Here is a 19,543-nt window from a genome sequence, read left to right as displayed (position 1 = left end):
CAAATACTAAGTTGGAGTCAAACACCGGAAAAAGTTGTTATATTCAGAGAATAAATTCCATAGTTTATGAGGATGCTGATAGTTAATGATCAGGATTTTGAAAAGGCCATAAAGGTTTTGGCTGATAACGGAATTGATACAGAGGCAATCAATGAACCGTCAATTCCATTAATAAGGAAAAGTAATGCAACGCCGGACGATTCGCCCGCTTCTTTTGGGGGTATCTGGGAGAATGATGATCGTACCTTTCAATCCATCAGAGTAAAGGCATGGCCCGGAAGGAGATGATTCTCTGCGATTCAAATGTCCTGTTTGATTATTTCCGGGGTGTTCCTAATATGATTCAGGAGTTAGATGCAATAGGTTTTTCCCGTTTATACCTGAGTGTAATTTCGGAAGCAGAGATGTATGTAGGAATGAAGCAAAGTGAAAAACGGAAAACTATAGAGACAATCAATAAGTTTAATGTCATCGGCCTTGATGGAGATATATCGCGTCAACTACTTCACCTGACGTGGGAACACTACACCAGACGTCCGGGGATTGCGGACATGATCATTGCCGCAACTGCGTTAACATATCCTGTTCACTTATTTACGTTTAATAAGAAGGATTTCAATTTTATAGATGGAATATCGTTTTACCGCCCAAGGTTCAAACATCAATACGGTACACAGTAAACGAACCGTTGATGATCAACAGGCATTATAAAGATAAGCTGCCTGATACCAGAATGCTTTTGCGAACCATCATAATGTAATTTTAGTATGCTTGATAATCCCTTAGTACAGCCGTTCCGGACCCCGCACGAAACGGCTCCTTTTGACCAGATAAAAAACGAACATTTTCTGCCGGCCCTGCATGAAGCGCTGGCCGAAGGACGTAACGAAATAGAGGCGATTACGGGTAATCCGGATGCTCCGACGTTTGAGAATACCGTTGTGGCACTCGAACATTCGGGCTTTCTGCTGAATCGGGTAGCCTCGGTGCTGTTTAACCTGAATGCAGCTGAAACCAGTGCAGAAATTCAGGAAATTGTCCGGACCGCTTCTCCGCTGCTGAGTGAGTATGGCAACGACGTAACGCTGAATGAAGCCCTGTTTGCCCGGATTAAGGCGGTTTGGGACAAACGCGATACCCTGAACCTTGATCCCGAGAGTAGCATGTTGCTCGAAAAGGCATACAAGCGGTTTGCCCGCAACGGTGCCAATCTGGATGCGGCGGACAAGGAGCGTTTGCGGGAAATTGATAAGGAACTATCCCGGTTGTCGCTGCAGTTCGGCGAAAACGTCCTGAACGAAACCAACGAGTATAAGATGGTCGTGACAGACGAAAACGACCTGGCCGGTTTGCCGGACTTTGCCCGCGAGGGGGCCAAAGCGCTGGCCACGGCAAAAGGTGTTGACGGATGGCTATTTACGCTTCAGATGCCAAGCTACATACCGTTTATGCAGTATGCCGACAACCGCGAATTGCGTAAAAAACTGTTTGTCGACTACAACAGCCGTGGTGGCCGGGGCAATAAAAACGATAATCAGGCAATCATTCAGCAAACGGTGGCGCTGCGCCACGAACGGGCCAACCTGCTGGGTTACAAGACCCACGCCGATTTTGTGCTGGAAGAGAGCATGGCCGGTTCGAGTGATAAGGTAGAGGCGTTTCTGAATGAGCTGGTGGAGTATGCCAGACCGGCCGCCGAAGCCCAGCTGGCCGAACTGAATGCCTATGCAAAAGCCAACGGCTTTACCGGCGAGAGCGTTCAGCAGTGGGATTATGCCTATTACAGTGAAAAGCTGAAAAAGGAAAAATACGAGCTGGACGATGAAACACTGAAGCCGTATTTTGAGCTGGATAATGTACTGGAAGGCGTGTTTCTGGTGGCGAACAAGCTGTATGGTTTGACCTTTACCGAAAATAAAGAGATACCGGTGTATCACCCTGAGGTGAAGGCCTATGAGGTATTCGATGCCGATGGTAGCTTTCTGTCGGTATTTTACGGCGATTATTTCCCGCGTGAGGGTAAACGCGCCGGTGCCTGGATGAACGACCTCCAGGGACAGAAAATTGTCGACGGTGTAAACATCCGGCCGCACATTGTCAATGTCTGCAACTTCAGCCGCCCGACGGAGACTAAACCCTCGCTGCTGACATTCATGGAGGTGACAACCTTGTTCCATGAGTTCGGACATGCGCTGCACGGTATGCTGGCCAACGGGCAATATGAAAGCCTGAGCGGAACCAACGTGCCGCGTGACTTCGTAGAGCTGCCGTCGCAGGTAATGGAAAACTGGTGTTATGAGCCCGAAGCGCTTAAACTGTTTGCCAGACATTACCAGACCGGCGAGGTAATCCCGAATGAACTGATTGACAAAATTAAAGCCAGCCAGAATTTCATGGCCGGCATGGCGAACCTGCGTCAGCTGCGTTTCGGCCTGACAGACATGTACTGGCACAACCAGCCGCCAACGGGCGAATCTGTTGCGGAGGTCGAAGGCCGGATTGATGCCCTGGTGCAGTTATTGCCGCGGGTGGAAGGGGTTGCGTTCAGCCCGTCGTTCTCACACATTTTTGCCGGCGGCTATTCGGCTGGTTATTACAGCTATAAGTGGTCGGAGGTACTCGACGCCGATGCCTTCGACGCTTTTATGGAAAACGGCGGTATTCAAAACAAAGCGGTAGCCGACAGCTTCCGGAAATATGTACTCGAAAAGGGCGGCAGCGAAAAGCCAATGGACCTGTACAAGAAATTCCGGGGCCGCGAACCGTCGCCGAAAGCCATGCTCCGCCGGAGCGGATTGCTGGCGTAAACGAATTTTACCACATAGCCTCACCGGATTCATAAGCAGAAAGCTATGGTTTCTATGTGGCTATGTGGTGTTTTTTTGTATAAGTGCTTAATTATTAAGCCACTGCTTAAAGCCTTCGGCCCGTTCGCGGCTCACATAAATTTCTTCATCGGCAGGGCGGTTTTTGAGCCACAGCCGGAGCCGGCCGTTGAAGTAGGGTTCGATGCGCTCAATAGCCGACAGGTGGCAGATATACTTGCGGCTGATGCGGTAAAACAGCTTCGGATCAAGTTTCGGGGCCAGTTCGTCCAGCGTTTCGTCGATGACGTACTTCCGCGACTGGCTGGTGACCAGAAAAATGACCTTATCGTCGGCATAGGCGTAGAGGACATCGCTCGTATCTACCACATCAAAGCGGCCGTTCTGCCTGATCAGAAACCGGTTTTTGTACTGAATCGGTTTTATGCCATAGGTCTCCAGCATGTTGATCAGACTGTCAGACATGGCGCCCCGCTGCCGTTGCCGGAACTTATCAATTGCGGTTTTTAGTTCGTCTAATTCGATGGGTTTCAGCAGGTAATCCACGCTGTTGACTTTGAACGCCTTTAAGGCGTATTCGTCGTAGGCCGTCGTAAAAATTACCGGGGTATCAACGGCAACCTGCTGGAAAATCTCGAAGCTCAGGCCGTCGGCCAGTTGAATATCCATCAGGAGTAAATCGGGCTTAAGGGCCATGTTGTCCGGTAGTTGTTCCCACCATCTGACCGCTCCCCGCACGGTATCTATCTGGCCAACCACGCGCAGGTCAGGGGCTGCTTCCTTGAGCAAAGATTCGATGCGTTTTACGGCAAGTGGTTCATCTTCAATAATCAATACGTTCATAGTAGTGGCAGTTTTACCATAAAAGCAGTGTCTGTCTGACTGATGCTGACTGGTCGGTCGGCAGCCAGCCGGGCGTAGCGGTCCTGCAGGTTCTTCAGGCCGATGCCTGTTGAGTCAGTCCCCAGTTTGCCTTTGGGTTGATAGTTATTGGTAATGATCAGGTACGCTTCCTCAGCGCTAACCTGGATGTGCAACGGCCGCTCCCGTGAGCATTCGTTGTGTTTCAGGGCATTTTCCAGCAAGGTTAGCAGGCCCTGGGTGACAATGCGTTTTGGTTTATCGGCATCCGGCAGATCGAAGTCATACGAAAAGTTGTCGCCAAACCGCATCTGATTGATAAACAGGTATGATTCGGCAACTTTGAGCTCAGTGGCCAGTTCGACCGTATTCTGATCAGCGTGTTGCAGGCTATACCGGAATACTTTCGACAACCGCTCCACAAACTGCACCGATTTGGCCGGATCTTCAGGAATGAGCGCACTCAGGATATTTAGTGAATTGAACAGGAAATGCGGATTTACCTGATTTTTCAGCGACTCAAACTCGGCTTTCAGTACAGCTTGTTTCAGCCCTTCTTCCATCAGCAACAGGCTTTTCCAGCGCTGCACAAACGATCGGAGCGAGTAAATGGCCGTTACCCCCGCCGCAATGACGCTGAACAGCCCGATGTTATAGACATAGTCGATTGCCGTCAGGTGCACCCCGATCAGCCACTCAAAGGTGATGGTCGCAAAGGAGCCGATCAGCGCTGCCAGAAAAACGCTGGAAGAAACCATATTGGCAATGATCTGCTTAGGCGTCAGGCGTTCGGCCGAGCGGGTGATCAGGTAATTGATCGACAACGCCAGCGACCGGTAAATGATCACGGCCGACAGTAAAACCAGACCAATGATTTGCAGCCGTGTTGGAAGCGGCAGCGGGGTTTCGATCAGCAGCAGAAAGGTAATGACTCCGGCGGCGGGGATGACAAGCTTCGCGAATCGGCGCATAGGTTCCGGAATTAAACGCGGCTTACTGAACTGGCCCCTGCCGATTTGACATGCATCATCGGCTCACCCTGATACTGTACCCGGCTGGCACCCGCCAGCTCGGCCGTTAGTTGCCGGCTGACTTTTACCCGTGCCGAACAGGCTCCGGCGAGTTCAAGGCTGGCAATTTCGGCGGCATAATGCAGCGCATGGAGTGAAGACGCCCCGGTGATTTCGGCGTTCAGGTGTTGCCCCGCTCCCTGTAAGGTAAGGCGCGACGCCCCGGTAATTTCCGTGCTCAAAAAGCCGACCGTTCCTTCAAACGAGACGTTGGAGGCGCCGGTGATGTTCATATCCAGCGAGGCCAGATCCGTAAAGCCATTGACCTGCACCACATTCGCGCCTGAGATTTCCAGATGCCGCAGCGTAGGGGTAGTGATGGTGATAAACAGTGATTTATGGTGCCCCCATGCCTTCAGGAAAAAGCGATTGCCAATCTTGAGGGTCTGACCATATTGCCGGACACGCAGCCACGACAAGGCTTTGCGGCTGCCCCGTAGTTTAAGGGTGGTATCGTTGCTGGCCAGCACCAGCACATGCAATGCCCCGGACAGATCAATGGTATCGAACGGGCTGATCGTGACCGTTTCGCTGTTTTCTTCCTCCGAGGCCGTGTCGATCTGCCACCAGATTGTGGCAATGAGTGTAAGCAGCCCGACGGAGACAATGACGATCTGAAAGTACTGGTTGGCAGGGTTGGTCGACATCAGTTCCATACTGAGGATCGAACCGGCGATTGCGTTCATGCTTGTTGTTCGTTTTGGTTATACAAAGATGGCAGCTAACCAACCGAACCACAATCGGGAAACGACGAAGTGTAGAAAATTGCTGACGAGCAGCGGGCAGAGAGCGACGGGGGAAACAATAACGCCCCCGTCTGAAACGGGGGCGTTTGATCAGGCTTCGAGAAGGGCACAGCCGTAAGCCGGTAACCTGAGTATACCGTCGGCCAGTGATGTGCCCTCTATTGTTTGGAAAATAATCGTATTGAGTTCGGCTTCGGTCGGCGAAAAAACTACGTCAATCGCTTTTCCGGTCAGATTCTGCACCACCAGCAGACGCTGCCCGTTTGAGCAGCGGATAAACGACACGATGCCATCCTGCCGGATGCCTGCGTGTTCGAGCCGGCTCAGGTTGTCGTTCAGTACCGGATGCTGATTCCGGAAATGAATAAACCGCCGGTAGTGGTGATAGAGCGAATTCGGGTCTTTCTTTTGCCGGGTCAGCGGCCGCACCGTCCGGCTCGTTGAGTAGCGGGCTTTCCGCCAGCGGGCCCGTTGGCGGTCGTTTTTCCCGATGTCCCAGATAAAGGGTTCCCGGATGTATTCGTCAGGCTTGGGCCCGAGCATCCCGATTTCCTCGCCATAATACATGTATGGGTTGCCCGGCAAGGTCATGAGCAGGTTGGCCCCGACTTTCAGGTGGTCAATATTACCGTTCAGCGAAGAACCAATCCGTTCCTGATCGTGGTTCGACAGAATCAGGGCGTCGATAAACTGCGGATTGACGTTGCTGAATGCGGCATGTACATCGTTGAGGTACGGAATGATGGATTCGGTATCTGCCTCGTTGCGGATGATTTCGACCAGTGCCAGCTGAAGGTCAAAGTTGAAATTGGCATGCAGCCCCCGGAAATAGGGCGCAATCCGTTCGGGACGGGTCCATACTTCGCCAATCAGGTATACATCCGGTTTTACCGATTCCATTTCCTGCCGGAACTCTTCCCAGAACGCGTGGTTCTTGGGTTCTTCCCAGTCCGGGTAGATATGGCGGGCCGCATCAAGCCGGAATCCGTCGACCCCGATTTCGCCCAGCCAGTATTTTCCTGCTTTATAGATTTCGCGCCGGACGTTCGGGTTGTCGTAATTCAGATCGGGCATCCCGCTCCAGAACAGGGCATAGTACCGCTCGTCATAGGCCGATTTCGGCACTTTGTGCCACGGATTTTTCTCCTGCGAGTCGGCCGTAATTTCGCGGGTGGCAATGTTCAGGTCTTTGATTTGCTTCGGCGTCATCCAGACATACCAATCCCAATACGGATTATCGGGACCTTTACAGGCTTCCAGAAACCACGGGTGCTGCCGGCTTGTGTGATTAATCACAAAATCCATGATTACCTTTATGCCCCGGCGATGGGCCTCCTGTACCAATCGTTTGAAATCCTCCAGGGTGCCGTATTCGGGATCAATGCCGTAATAATCGACCACATCGTATTTATGATACGATGGTGACGGGTTTACCGGCATCAGCCAGATAGCCGCTACGCCCAGGTCTTTCAGGTAATCGAGGTTGGCCGTTACGCCATTCAGGTCGCCAATGGAGTCGCCGTTAGAGTCGGCAAAGGCACGGACAAAAATCTCATAGTGAACGCCGGTATGGCCCATTCTGGCCGCCGTAACGGATACATTACTGGTTGTCATAGGTGTTTTCTGAACTTATTTCGCTAAAACCGCCATGCCATACGCGCCTAACTGCAGCGCACCATTGACGACGTTGGCCGAATTTGTCCGAAATAACACCTTTTTGTATGATTTAGTTGTAGAAGAGAATGGAATGGTCTTCATTTCGCCGGTCAGATTCTGAATCACAACCAGATTCCCTTGCTGATGCGGCCGGATAAATGACAGAATGCCATCCTGATCAATTCCGGATTCTTCCAGATTGACCGGCGTCACCTGTACCAGTGCCGGCTGGCTTTTCCGGAAGGCAATCAGCTTTTTATAGTGATTGTACAGTGAGTTCGGATCGGCCTGCTGAACGCTCAGCGGCCGTACGGTCTGATCGGTCGAGAAGCGGGGTTTTTCCCAGGTTGGCCGGCTTTTGTCAGTGGCCTGAGCCGTCCACAGGAATGGTTCACGGAGGAATTCATCCGGTTTTTCGCCCAGCATCCCGATTTCTTCGCCGTAGTACAGATAGGGTTCGCCCGGCAGGGTGAGCAGCAGGTTAGCGGCCGCCTTCATCTTGTTGATGTCGCCGCCGATCACCGTTCCGATCCGCGTTCCGTCGTGGTTACTCAGAATCGGGGCGTCGATAAAGTTCGGGTTAGCCGCCGCATACGTTTTGTAATCACTGATCAGCTTTTTAACGAAACCGTGTTCGTTGCCGGTTTTCAGGATGTCGTGCAGTTTCAGGTGCGCGTCAATATTAAAATTGGCCGGTAATCCTTTGAAGTAAGGGGCTACTTTGTCGGGTGTTGTCCAGACCTCACCGATCAGGTACACTTCCGGTTTTACACTGGCCATTTCCTTGTAAAACTCCTGCCAGAACGCATGTGATTTCGGGGCCTCCCAATCCGGGTAAATATGCTTGGCCGCATCGAGCCGGAAGCCGTCGACGCCGATGTCGCGCAGCCACCACTTACCGATTTCGTAGATTTCTTTCCGGAGTTGCGGGTTGTCGTAATTCAGATCAGGCATCATTCCTGTGAAGAGGCCGTAATATTTTTCGTCGTCACCCTTGTTGGCAAAATGCCATGGGGTAAGCTCCCATGAACCACCGGCAGCTTCGCGCGTAGCGATCCCCAGCGAGTCAATGGTTTTAGGCGGCAGCCAGTTGTAGTAGTTGCGGTACGGACTTGTTTTTGCGCTTTTGGCCGACACAAACCACGGATGCTCACTGCTCGAATGGTTAATGACAAAGTCTTTGAATACCAGAATACCCCGTTTGTGGGCCTCCTGAATCAGCCGCTTGTAATCCTCCAGGGTACCATATTCCGGATCAATGGATTTGTAATCAACGACATCGTACTTGTGATACGAAGGCGATTTACTGATCGGAGTCAGCCAGAGGGCATCCACTCCCAGGTTTTTCAGATAATCCAGTTTGGCAGTGATGCCGTTAAGATCGCCCAGACCGTCACCGTTGGAGTCGGCAAAGGAGCGGACGAAAATCTCGTAGCAAACCTTAGGCGTTTTAGGTTGTGCGTAAGCCGCCTGACCAATGGCCAGGGCGCTGGTAAAGAGAGAGAGAATGAATCGTTTCATACAAAGTAAAAAAAAGCAGCCCGGTTAGGGAGCCGGACTGCCGGTTCGTTATGGACAAGCGGTTCCGGTAACCACAATGGAATTGGTAACCGAACAGCCGCCGAGGTAGGTGGTAAGCCAGTATGTGCCCGGCTTACGAACATTCAGTGCAAACGCTGTTGTGCTTACCGGCACGCGGTAAACATTGCTGAATACATAGTCATTCGGGCCCCTGAAAACGAAGTTGGTCCCGGTGGCTAAACCTGTGATTTTGACGGCGCAGGTATTACTGGTCAACGGACTGCTCAGCGTCAGGCTGGATACTACCGGAGACTGTGTTGTTGGTGCAACGGTGATGGTGCTGGTTTCCAGACAGCCGCCATTCAACGTCGCAATGGTATAGGTACCGGCCTGACTTACGGTAGCGATTCCGCCCGGCATCGGCTGCGTTCCGCCCGGGCCGGTCAGCGTGTAGCTTCCGGGTCCGGTAGCCGACAGTGAAACCAGTCCGCTGCCGTTACACATCCAGCCGCTTTGGCTTACCTGTAATGCGGCTGCCCGGTTGCAGGGCGGTGTGCCGGTATAGGAGACAGTAGCGGTAGCCGTGGCCGAACAACCGGACGATGTGCCTGTTACCGAATAGGTTGCTGAGCCGGCCGTGGCTGATGATACCGAAATCTGTGGTGTCATTGCCTGGGTTGACCACAGATAGCTGTTGGCAGTGGCGGCCGACAGGGTTACATTTTGTCCAGCGGCAACGGTTATAGTGGCCGGTGTAATGCTGACAACCGGCGGTGCCGTAACGCTGACGCTTTGGTTTGCTGTGGCTGTACATCCGTTTGTGCCGGTTAGCGTAACACTGTAAGTGGTGCCTGCCGATGGCGAAACCGTACGTGTCGGACTGGTAGAGTTGTCCTCCCAGCGGTACGTGCCGGAGCCGGTAGCGGTTAAGGTTATCGACTGACCGGTGCAGAGTGATGTACTGCCGGAAATACCTGCGACAGGAGGCGTTTTATCTTCAGCGACCTGAATGCTGGCGGTGTTGGTGCATCCGTTGGCGGCGGTCAGCGTAACCGAGTAGGTGCCCGACGTGCTGACGGTGCGGGTGATGTCCGTAGTGGCGTTGTCCCACCGAATGTTGCCCGTTCCGTTGACCGACAGCGAGGCCGTCGGGCTGGCGCAGGTCAGGGTGAGGGCAGACGGGCTGATGCTGACCGTTGGGGCGCCCTGATCGGCGGAAACCGTCAGGCTGGCGGTGTTGGTGCATCCATTAGCGGCGGTCAGCGTAACCGAGTAGGTGCCCGACGTGCTGACGGTGCGGGTGATGTCCGTAGAGGCGTTGTCCCACCGAATGTTGCCCGTTCCGTTGACCGACAGCGAGGCCGTCGGGCTGGCGCAGGTCAGGGTGAGGGCAGACGGGCTGATGCTGACCGTTGGGGCGCCCTGATCGGCGGAAACCGTCAGCGTTGCGCTGGTTAGGCAAGCTGCGGTATTCTGACCCGTCAACGTGTAAACGCCTGCCGAAGTAACAATGAAGTCCGTTGTGTTTTGCGCCAGACTGTAATTATCAGGGCCTGCAAGTGTATAACTGCTGGCTCCGGAAGCAACCAGGGTCGCCGGACCGGCACAGGTTATCAGGCCACTGCCAACGGCGCTCAGCGAGGTAACCGGAAGGGCGTTGACCGTGACAGAAGATGCATTACTGATGGCCGTACAACCATTGGCGTCCGTTGCTGTGACGGTATAGGCGTAAGTGCCTGCTGTCAGAGTCAGGGAAAGAACAGGGCTACTGTCACTGGTCGTCATGCTGTTACCGGAAAACGTGTAGCTGCTGAATCCGGTAGTGGCCGACAGGCTCACCGGTGTACCCGCACAGATTGGGGTGTTGTTGCTTACGACCAGAGACGATACGCTATATTGAGCAATAACCACCGAAGCAATGGTTGTTAAGCCGAGGGCATCCGTGACCGTAACGGAGTAGGTTCCGCTTGCCGTAGCCGATACCACACTGCTGCTGCCCGTGGCCGTAGCGTTCGATGAGAACGAGTAGCTGTAAGGAGCCGTTCCGCCAACGGCGTTAATGGTCAATGTAGCAGACTGGCCAGGGCAGATCGTACCGTTGGCCGGAGCGGATGCCAGCGTTGCTGATAGGGGAGTCGCATCCCTTACCCAAACCGAATAGCTTTTCGCCGGCAGTTCGATATACATCCGGTTTTGGCCGTCGACCACGCCAAACGGAAAGGCCGAGCGACCCAGCACATCCAGAAAACGGGTACCGTTCCCGATGCCGTTTTGTGTGGCAATGGCATGATCAACCTTTAACGGGTTCGAATCGAAGTTGATGGCCACAATAACGTCTTTACCACCGGCGGCGCCGGTTCCGTTCAGCTGATAAATCAGACACCGGTTGTAATCGCCGCTGATGAAGTTGGTTGGTGAAGCGGGTGCGTTGCCGGTTCCGCCATAGTGGTTGAGGTAACTTACACCCTGTGCGCCGGTGATGTATTTTTTTAACACCAGCATTAACTGATCAATCTCCTTCTTCATCGGACTTAACCCGGCCGGATGATAATCGAATGGATAGGTGTCGGAGCCAAAGGTTGTATTCCGGGCCGGATACCCGTAGTAATCAGGGTAGAAGACCGAAGGAACCCCAAGCTGGTTATTTGTCAGCAGGTAAGCATACCCGAGTATGGGGTTAGTGTGTACCAGGGCATCGCCGTAAGACTGGTTCGATGACCGGAAATCGTGGTTATTGAGGAAAGTTACGATGTTGAAACCCGACATGCCTTTACCATCCCGCAAGCCGGAGAAATAGACCTGCCGCGCATTGGCCCCGTTGTCAATCGCATCTTTCAGGGCGCGGCGCAGCGAAAAGTCAAACACCTTAACCGGAATAGCACTGGCCGCCGACGGGTTGAGCAGGTTCAGGTGGGTGGAGACGTTGTTGACCCAGCCTTGCAGTTCGTTCAGGTTTTCGCCGTACCATTCGCCAACAACCAGGTTGGGGACGCGGCCGCTGTTGTACATGCTGCTGAGCATATCGGCAACGAACTTAGGGTCAAAGTGCTTAACGGCATCCATCCGCAACCCTTTAGATCCCAGCTGATCGTAGGCCCACTTTGTCCAGGCAATCAAGGTATCGCGCCCGCTCGACTGCGAGTGATCGTAGTCGTTAAAATAGTCCATACTTTGCTGACTCCAGGCCGGGCCGAGACAGGTGCCGGTAGCGCCGCCAAAGCCATACCCGCCCTTGCTGGTGTCGTGGTAGCCGCTGCCGTTGGTAGCGGCTATGTTCTGGGCGTTCCAGTTGGGGCGGAACGCGTTCCAGTTGAGACCACCTCGTTTGCTGGGTAAGCCGGTAAAATCGGTATAGGTCTGGAACAGAAGTTTATAGTTGGTGCCGTTCTGAGCCCCCTGATCCGCAATGTCGTAGTTGCCGGCGCCATACCATATTTTCCAGATGCGGTGGTCGGTGTAGTTGCCGCACAGGTTGACTGCCTGGATAAACAAACTGTCGCCGTCGGCATTAAAATCAGCGGCTTGCAGGTTCAGATCAAACTCAGTTTTGTTGTTGTTCATTTCCACCCAGTAGCCCTGCCGCAGACTGGCTGGATAGGTGCCATTAGGGGCGTTGACAGACGTTGCAGAGGAAGAGGCGCTACAGCCATTGGCAAAATCCCAGGCCGAGCCGCCGCCTGCTTTGTTGGTCGTGATGTACAACAGATACCGCTGTCCTACATAACCGCCTGACCGTGAGTTGATGTTGATGTAATAGTGCCCTGCCCCAAGGCCGGTTGATCCGCCAACGGGCACAACCATTCTGACACGGTCGGAGGGAAACGGCTGCTTGTAGGTGGTTGTTTGCGTGGTGTTATTATCACCATAATTGCAGCTGCCATTATTGGCACCGGCGTAGTTCAGCATATACTCCTTAACGGCAGGGTTATTTTCGGGCCGTCCGCCGTCACGGTGGTTATATACCATGTCGGCCACGGGCGTAATGCCGTTGGTAGTAAACGAGTTAACCATTGCCGTAATTTGTGGAAGTGTGCCCAGTGAGGTCTGCGAGTTACCGATAAACAGATCTTTCGGATCGTATCCACCGCTTTTGTTGCCATTTCCGGCAAACGGTGGATACCATACGTGGGTAAAGCCAGCCTGTCCTAGTTTCTGCGCTTTCAGGCGCAAGGTATCTGACCAATTGAAGCCCTGACCTGTTTTAGGGTAATCCCAGTAAAACCCCTGTAGCATAACCTGTTGTGCATGAGCAGTCAGGCTGAGGGCGCATAGTAAGCAGCAAATCCAGAAATAAACCTTACGCATAATGAAATAAAGTTAGGGTACCATTCTGTTGCGGTGGATGCTCAAAAGGGTGTAGACGCCTGTCCGGAGCCCGTGCGGGCCGGCAGGTTTAAGCGGGCGAGAAGGTGAGAGAGAAGAAAAAGGAAAATAATAAAAACGAGTGGAGACCCGAAAGCCCCCACTCGCCCCGGGAAGCAGATTACTTCCTGGTTAGTTTATAGGTAGGTTTGCTTGCAATGGAAAAGTCGAGGGTGATGTCATACGTGCCGGCTTTTACCACAATGTTGTCACCACCGGCGTCCAGGATACCGTCTGCTTTGGTATCGCCGTAGTTTACATCCCATGCATCATTCTGACGGAATTTAATTTCGCCGTCAATCAGTTTGATGCCTGTCAGCGTCCAGATACCATCGTTGGCAAAATCCGGTTTAAATTTGGCATCAGGCCCGTTCCAGCCGGCCGGTGTTGCACTGCCGACCACACCCCACACTTTGTAGGCTTCGATGGTGTATTTCAGTGTTTTAAAATCAACCGTAATCAGGTACGTACCGGCTTTTACAACCATGTTGTCGCCACCGGCATCCAGCACGCCGTCAGCTTTTGTGTCGCCATAGTTAACGGCCCAGTCTTCGTTCTGACGGAACTTGATCTCGCCGTCTTTCAGCGTGGCAATCGCCCGCCACTGATCCGAGGATGGGTCGTAGAAGAACGGTACATCCGGCGCTGCCCAGCCGCTTGGTGTAGCACTGCCGACAATACCCCACGAATACTTCTCAATGGTGTATTTCAGCGCACCCTGATCGAACGTGATCTTGTAGTTACCGGCAGTTTTTACCGCGATGTTGGCGCCACCGGCCTCAAGTGTTCCGTTTGCTCCGTCGTCGCCGTAGTTAACGTCCCATTTGTTATCCTGCCGGATTTTGATTTCACCGACGGCCAGGTTTACATAGGCAACATATACGTTTGCCTTATCGGATTTGTAGAAAGGCATATCCGGCCCGTTCCAGCCGTTGGTAGTGGCACTGCCGACTACTCCCCAGTTCGAGCTTAGGTCCAGTTTGTCGAGGTAAGGCGTCGCTTTAATCGAGCTGACGGCCGACGAGAGCGTCGTTTTCGGCCCCAGCACCGATTGCACCCGGATGTCGATATCACCGGCGGTGGCGGCTTTCAGCCCCAGTTTCAGCAGGGCCGGGTTCAGTTCGGAGGCTTTGAAGACTTTCTGCAGGTTGCTGCCTACGGCAAAACTAACCGCATTGGCGAAGTCGCCGCCTTTTTTGTCGACTAATACGGTGTAGGCCGATGCTGCCTGGAAACCGTAATCGGGCTGGCTCCATTTTACCGTCAGTACATCCTGAGCGGCATTATCTTTCGTCAGAACGACGCTTTGCGACGATACTGAAATCACCGGCACAACGCCCGGGTTCAGCGTGGCTTTGATTTCGTCTTTTTCGCACGACCACAACACGGGCAATGCGGCCACCAATAAGAGTAATTTTTTGAACTTCATGGCGATCTATATTGGGTTGGGCTCTGCCTGCGGGGATTCAGGCCGTCAGGCAGAGCACGATGTCTTAATAACCGGGGTTTTGCTTCAGGTTTGGATTGGCGACGATGTCGGTTGCCGGAATCGGGAACAGATTCAGGTTGTCGGCGACTCCTTTCCCGTCTTTTACATTGCCTTTCCACGGCCATACGTAGCTGGCATCGGTAAACTTACCGAACCGGATAAGATCGGTACGGCGGTGGCCTTCCCAGTACAGTTCACGGGCACGTTCCTGCAGGATAAAGTCCAGTGTCAGGGCCGTTACGTTGCCGGTCGTGTTGCCATAGGCCCGCTGACGCAGTGCGTTCACGTACTGCAACGCCTGTGCGGTTGTACCACCTGAACCGCCGCGAACAACGGCTTCGGCATACATCAGGTACACATCGGCCAGCCGGAACAGCGGGAAGTCAGTGTCCACAAAGTCGCCGGTCAGGTCAGAGCCTTTAGCACCACCCGAGGTGATGTTTTTGTACTTCGTAATGGCGTAACCATCCGTAAAGGTTGAGATATCGGCGATTTCGAGGTTCTGGCCTGTTGTGTAGAACATAGCCCGCTTGTCGATTCTACCCGTCGGATCGCTGAACAAATTCACAATGTTTTTGGTCGTGCGGACACCACCCCAGCCGCCGTTGATACCGAAATCAGCCGGGTTCATCGACCCGCCAACCGGTGCATGTACCAGGAAGGTCATGCCCCCGTAGGTTTTCGTATTCTGGCCGTCGAACGTAACCGGGAAAATCATTTCCGGCGATTTGTTGTTGTCGGCCAGGAACAGCTTACGGTATTCCGGATCCAGAGTATAACCGGCCCCGATTACCTTGGCGGCATATGTGATCGCCTCCGTATATTTTGCCTGTCCGATATACACCTGCGCATTTAGATAGAGCTTCGTCAGCAATGTCCAGGCCGCCGCTTTATCGGCGCGGCCATATTCATTCTGACGGGCCGCTACCAGGTCGTTTTCGATGGCTTTCAGTTCTGACTCAACGTAGTTGAACAGTTCGGCGCGGGTTGTCTGCTTAGGCAGGAATGAACCAACGGCGTCGTTTTCGGTCACGAACGGTACATTGCCGAACATGTCGAGTGCGTGGTAGTAGCTCAGGGCGCGCAGGAAACGAACTTCGGCGCGGTACGCTTTGGCCTCGGTCGCGGTCGTTCCGGTAATGCCTCGGCTGCTGAGTTTATCGTCGGTTGTTTCGCGGATGAACTCGTTGCAGAGCGCAATCTGGTAGTACAGCCGGTTGTACATCGCCGCGATAAATTCGTTGCTCGATGTCCAGGTCATGCGGTGGTAGTCTGGTAAGCTACCGTCGTTCCAGCCGATAACGGCTTCGTCGGTTGGTAGTTCCTGCGCTTTCCAGTACTGGCGCAGGTAGGTCGAGAACCCTTCGTCGATACCGCTGATATCCGGCTGACCGGCAGGCCCCTGCTGACCGCTTACGGCCAGACCGGCATAGACTTTCGCCAGAATTTTCTTGTAATTGGCCGGGTCATTATAAACCGTTGCCGACGTAATGTCGTAGAACGGTTGCCGGTCAAGGTCTTGTACACAGGACGAAACGGTCAGCATTGCCGTCATAATGCCCAGTGCAGAAATATGTTTTAGTCCGAATACTTTCATCGTTTTCTAAAAAACAAAGTCAGAAGAGTTTGAGTCGTTTGCCGGAGCATACCCAATAAAAGTTGTTGCCTATTCACCTCTTGTTGCGCTTTCGGCAAACGTCAAACTCTTCCGGCAGATTAGTTTATGTCTAGAAGCTTACGTTTAACCCAAGCGTTAGTGTCCGTGGGCGCGGATAGAAGTTATTATCAATACCGCCAGGGATTTCAGGATCCAGACCTGAGTACTTCGTCAATACAAACAGGTTCTGCGCTGCTGCCGTAAGGCGTGCATTGGCCCGCTTTGACTGATAGACGTTGTAGCCGACGGTCAGGTTTTCCATGCGGAGAAACGACGCGTTTTCCAGATAGTAATCGCTGAAGTACTGGTTCGTCTGGAAGTTGGTCGACAACACACTTGACGATACATTCGACAGGTAGTTGTTGGTATTGAACACGTTCTGCAACGCACCGGCACCTGAGTTGATGTTGTTATACACGTAGTTGCCGATGTTGCCGCGCAGCGTGAACGCTACCGTAAACTTATCCATTGTAAAGTTCGAGCTGAAGCCCAGATACACCTTCGGGTTCGGTGATTTGTAGCGGTAGCGGTCGGCCAGGTTCAGGATGCCATTGGCGTCCTGATCTACGTACAGACCTTCGATTGGCTTGCCGTTGGCGTCATATACCTGCTTGTAGAGGTAATAGGCAAATGTCGGATAACCAACGGTGTGAATCTGTACGGTATTACCCACACCGCCAGAGATACCCCCAACCAGTACGCCCGGATCATTCGGCGTCGGTACTTTCGTCAGGTTCGTGATTTTGTTTTCGTTGTAGGTAATATTAAAGTTAGCATCCCACGTAAACTTGTCGGTCGAAACCGGCGTCGCGTTCAGCCCCAGCTCAATACCACGGTTTTCGAGGTTACCTACATTGGTCAGGATACGGTTGGTCAGGTTAGAACCGGCAGGTACCGGAATCACGCTCAACAGATCCTTTGTCTTTTTCTGGTACACGTCAATGGTACCGCTGAGTTTGCCTTTGAACAGGGAGAAATCAAGACCGGCGTTGTAGGTCGTCGTTGATTCCCAGCGCAGGTTGGCGTCGTAGCCTTCCGGACGTAATGTCTGGATAAAGCCATTGCCTAACTGGTACTGAGCGGTGCTCTGCCCGTATGTATAGCGGGCCAGATACGGGTAATCGCTACCCACGTCCTGCTGACCGGTAACCCCGTAGCCTAAGCGCAGTTTGAGGTCCTGAATAACGGTGGAATTGCGCAGGAAAGACTCTTCCTTAATTTTCCAGGCAAAAGCCGCCGATGGGAACAGCCCCCAGCGGGTGCTCGGGCTGAAGCGCGATGAACCGTCATCCCGCAGTGTGAATGTTACCAGATACCGGTCTTTCAGTGTGTAGTTGGCACGGCCGTAGAAAGACACCAGCGTATTCTGAGTCTTGAACGGAATACCGGCAGGGCTGATCACCACGTTTTCGGCGTTCACGTCCGGATAAGCCGGGCTTTCGCGGATAAAGTCCTGGTACGAATAACCACCCAGTACCTCGATCCGGCTGGCAATGCTGCGCAGATCTTTGGTGTAGTTCAGGTAGAATTCTAACAGTTTGTTGGTCTTCGTCTGCGAATACTGGTTGTTTGTGCCTTTACGCGCATACTGAAGCCCGGCAAACGTAGGAATATAGATCGTGCCTTCACTTGATGAAACGTCGTAACCGAGGTTCAGGTTAGCACGCAACTCCGGCAGGAAGTGGAATTTATAGTCAAACTGAGCATTACCGATGCTGCGTTTTACCGTGCTTTTGTCCTGTTTCAGGTCCAGTATCGCTACCGGGTTTTTGGTAGCCAGTGTATTCGGCAGTTTGGTTGACGGATCCAGCCATTCGAAATAACCGCCGAAATTATTGTTTCCGCTGTAGATTGGCTGTGTCGGGTCGAAGAAGGCGGCTGCACCGATTGCGCCCTGATCGGCGAAACGGCTATTGGCGATGGTACCTTTCAGGTTTACATCAATGCGCAGGTGGTTGTTGAACAACATCGGCGAGATACCCAGAGAGCCCGACGTACGGCCCAGATCCGAGGTTTTCAGAATGCCTTTCTGGCCCAGATACCCTACTGATGCCCGGAACGGCATGCCGGCCAGTGAACCGGTAGCACTCAGGTTGTTGTCGTGGGTGAAACCAGTCTGGAAAATAGCGTCCTGCCAGTTGGTGCTTTCCTTGCCCATCAGCGCCTTTTGAGCGGCCGTACCTTTGCTGTTGACCAGCGCGCGGAAATCGTCGGCCGACAGAACATTCAACTGCTTGTAGTTTTTCGACAGCGACTCCTGTGAGCTGAAGTTGAACCGGATACGGTCGCCTTTTACGCCTTTTTTCGTTGTGATCAGGATAACCCCGTTAGACGCCCGCGAACCGTAGATGGCCGTGGCCGACGCATCTTTCAGTACGGTCATCGTCTCAATGTCGTTCGGGTTGATCATACCCAACGGGTTTGGCGAGCCTGAGATACCGTTGTTATCCACCGGTACTCCGTCGATGACGATCAGGGGATCGTTGTTCGCGTTCAGCGATGAACCGCCACGGATACGGATCTGGCTGCCCGAGCCCGGTGCTCCACCGTTTGAGGTGATTTGCACACCGGCTACCTTACCGGCAACCAGTTGCTCCGGGTTAGTGATCTGTCCCTGTACGAAATCCTTTGATGAGATCGCGGCTACCGAACCGGTCAGGTCTTTTTTGCGCTGCGTACCGTAACCAATCACGACTACTTCGGTAAGCGACTTGGCATCGTCTTCCAGTGTTACATCAATCGACGTACGGTTACCGACCACCACTTCCTGTGGATTCTTGCCAACGAAGCTATAAATAAGCGTGGAGTTAGCCGGAGCGATGAGTTTGTACGTGCCGTTAACGTCTGATTGTGTACCGCGGGTAGTGCCTTTAACGACGATATTAGCACCCGGTAAAAGTGCGCCGTCTTTTTCGCGGATGATACCGGTGATGGTAACATCCTGCGCCATTGCTGCCATGCTGAGCAGTCCGAAAACAAACAGCATCATCAATGACGACAACCGCCGGAAACGACGGTTAACATCCACTTGCCGGAAAGGCTTGTAATGTTGTTTCATCATGAGTAGAGTGTACGAAACTAGTATGTTAAGAAAATGAGCCGAGGGTTCTTTTGTTCAAAAAAGGATGACAAAAGTCCTATTTCAGTGATGCAAAGGTAAAGTGCCGATACCGGCCAGTCGTTCCACTTTAGAAAGAATGGTATTTTATCGGTAAAAAATTTTAATCAATTGTTTTTCAGTAGTTTGTCTATCATGAGTAGGAGCTTTTTAGGAAAGTGGCACCTGAGTAATTAATGGCGAATGAGTGATTGGGCGAATGAGTGATTAAACACGGCATCCTTATAGATCAACAGGT

Annotated in this window: 11 protein-coding genes; 2 read left to right on the top strand and 9 right to left on the bottom strand. The window is 52.8% G+C overall.

The window, feature by feature from the left end:
* Positions 1 to 269: 269 nt before the first annotated feature.
* Together BLX24_RS10435 and BLX24_RS10430 are read left to right on the top strand one after the other, a co-directional pair.
* Positions 270 to 680 carry a type II toxin-antitoxin system VapC family toxin gene (locus tag BLX24_RS10435; RefSeq protein ID WP_071503063.1) on the top strand — a complete coding sequence of 137 codons (411 nt, stop codon included), beginning with the start codon at positions 270 to 272 and terminating at the stop codon, positions 678 to 680.
* A gap of 87 nt (positions 681 to 767) precedes the next feature.
* A complete protein-coding gene (locus tag BLX24_RS10430) occupies positions 768 to 2,807 on the top strand; it encodes a M3 family metallopeptidase (RefSeq protein ID WP_071503062.1) in 2,040 nt (679 codons plus the stop codon).
* Positions 2,808 to 2,894: 87 nt separating this feature from the next.
* On the opposite strand, the gene BLX24_RS10425 is transcribed toward BLX24_RS10430, so the two are convergent.
* From BLX24_RS10425 to BLX24_RS10385, 9 genes are all read right to left on the bottom strand, one after another.
* Complete coding sequence (locus BLX24_RS10425) at positions 2,895 to 3,668, bottom strand: LytR/AlgR family response regulator transcription factor (RefSeq protein WP_071503061.1); 774 nt, start codon at positions 3,666 to 3,668, stop codon at positions 2,895 to 2,897.
* Positions 3,665 to 4,657, bottom strand: coding sequence for a sensor histidine kinase (locus BLX24_RS10420; RefSeq protein WP_071503060.1), 993 nt, complete (start codon positions 4,655 to 4,657; stop codon positions 3,665 to 3,667). The genes BLX24_RS10425 and BLX24_RS10420 overlap by 4 nt, the downstream gene beginning before the upstream one ends.
* 11 nt (positions 4,658 to 4,668) lie before the next feature.
* The gene (locus BLX24_RS10415) at positions 4,669 to 5,442 is read right to left on the bottom strand and encodes a GIN domain-containing protein (protein ID WP_071503059.1); all 774 of its coding nucleotides are present in this window, start codon (positions 5,440 to 5,442) and stop codon (positions 4,669 to 4,671) included.
* 150 nt (positions 5,443 to 5,592) lie between these two features.
* Positions 5,593 to 7,116 (bottom strand): alpha-amylase family glycosyl hydrolase, encoded by a 1,524-nt coding sequence (locus BLX24_RS10410; protein WP_071503058.1) that lies wholly within the window; start codon positions 7,114 to 7,116, stop codon positions 5,593 to 5,595.
* Positions 7,117 to 7,131: 15 nt separating this feature from the next.
* Positions 7,132 to 8,679 carry an alpha-amylase family glycosyl hydrolase gene (locus BLX24_RS10405; protein ID WP_083421901.1) on the bottom strand — a complete coding sequence of 516 codons (1,548 nt, stop codon included), beginning with the start codon at positions 8,677 to 8,679 and terminating at the stop codon, positions 7,132 to 7,134.
* Between the two features lie 48 nt (positions 8,680 to 8,727).
* On the bottom strand, positions 8,728 to 12,984 hold the full coding sequence (locus tag BLX24_RS10400; RefSeq protein ID WP_143092640.1) for a hypothetical protein: 4,257 nt from the start codon (positions 12,982 to 12,984) through the stop codon (positions 8,728 to 8,730).
* Between the two features lie 178 nt (positions 12,985 to 13,162).
* Positions 13,163 to 14,470, bottom strand: coding sequence for a SusE domain-containing protein (locus BLX24_RS10395; RefSeq protein WP_071503056.1), 1,308 nt, complete (start codon positions 14,468 to 14,470; stop codon positions 13,163 to 13,165).
* Between the two features lie 64 nt (positions 14,471 to 14,534).
* Entirely contained in the window at positions 14,535 to 16,127 is a 1,593-nt protein-coding gene (locus tag BLX24_RS10390; protein WP_071503055.1) for a RagB/SusD family nutrient uptake outer membrane protein, read from the bottom strand.
* Between the two features lie 130 nt (positions 16,128 to 16,257).
* Positions 16,258 to 19,248, bottom strand: a complete 2,991-nt coding sequence (locus tag BLX24_RS10385; protein WP_143092639.1) for a SusC/RagA family TonB-linked outer membrane protein — start codon at positions 19,246 to 19,248, stop codon at positions 16,258 to 16,260.
* Between the last annotated feature and the right edge of the window lie 295 nt (positions 19,249 to 19,543).

Source organism: Arsenicibacter rosenii (assembly GCF_001870735.1).
Classification (GTDB): domain Bacteria; phylum Bacteroidota; class Bacteroidia; order Cytophagales; family Spirosomataceae; genus Arsenicibacter; species Arsenicibacter rosenii.
The sequence above is the reverse complement of the archived record's forward strand: the minus strand, read 5'-3'. Positions and strand labels throughout refer to the sequence as shown.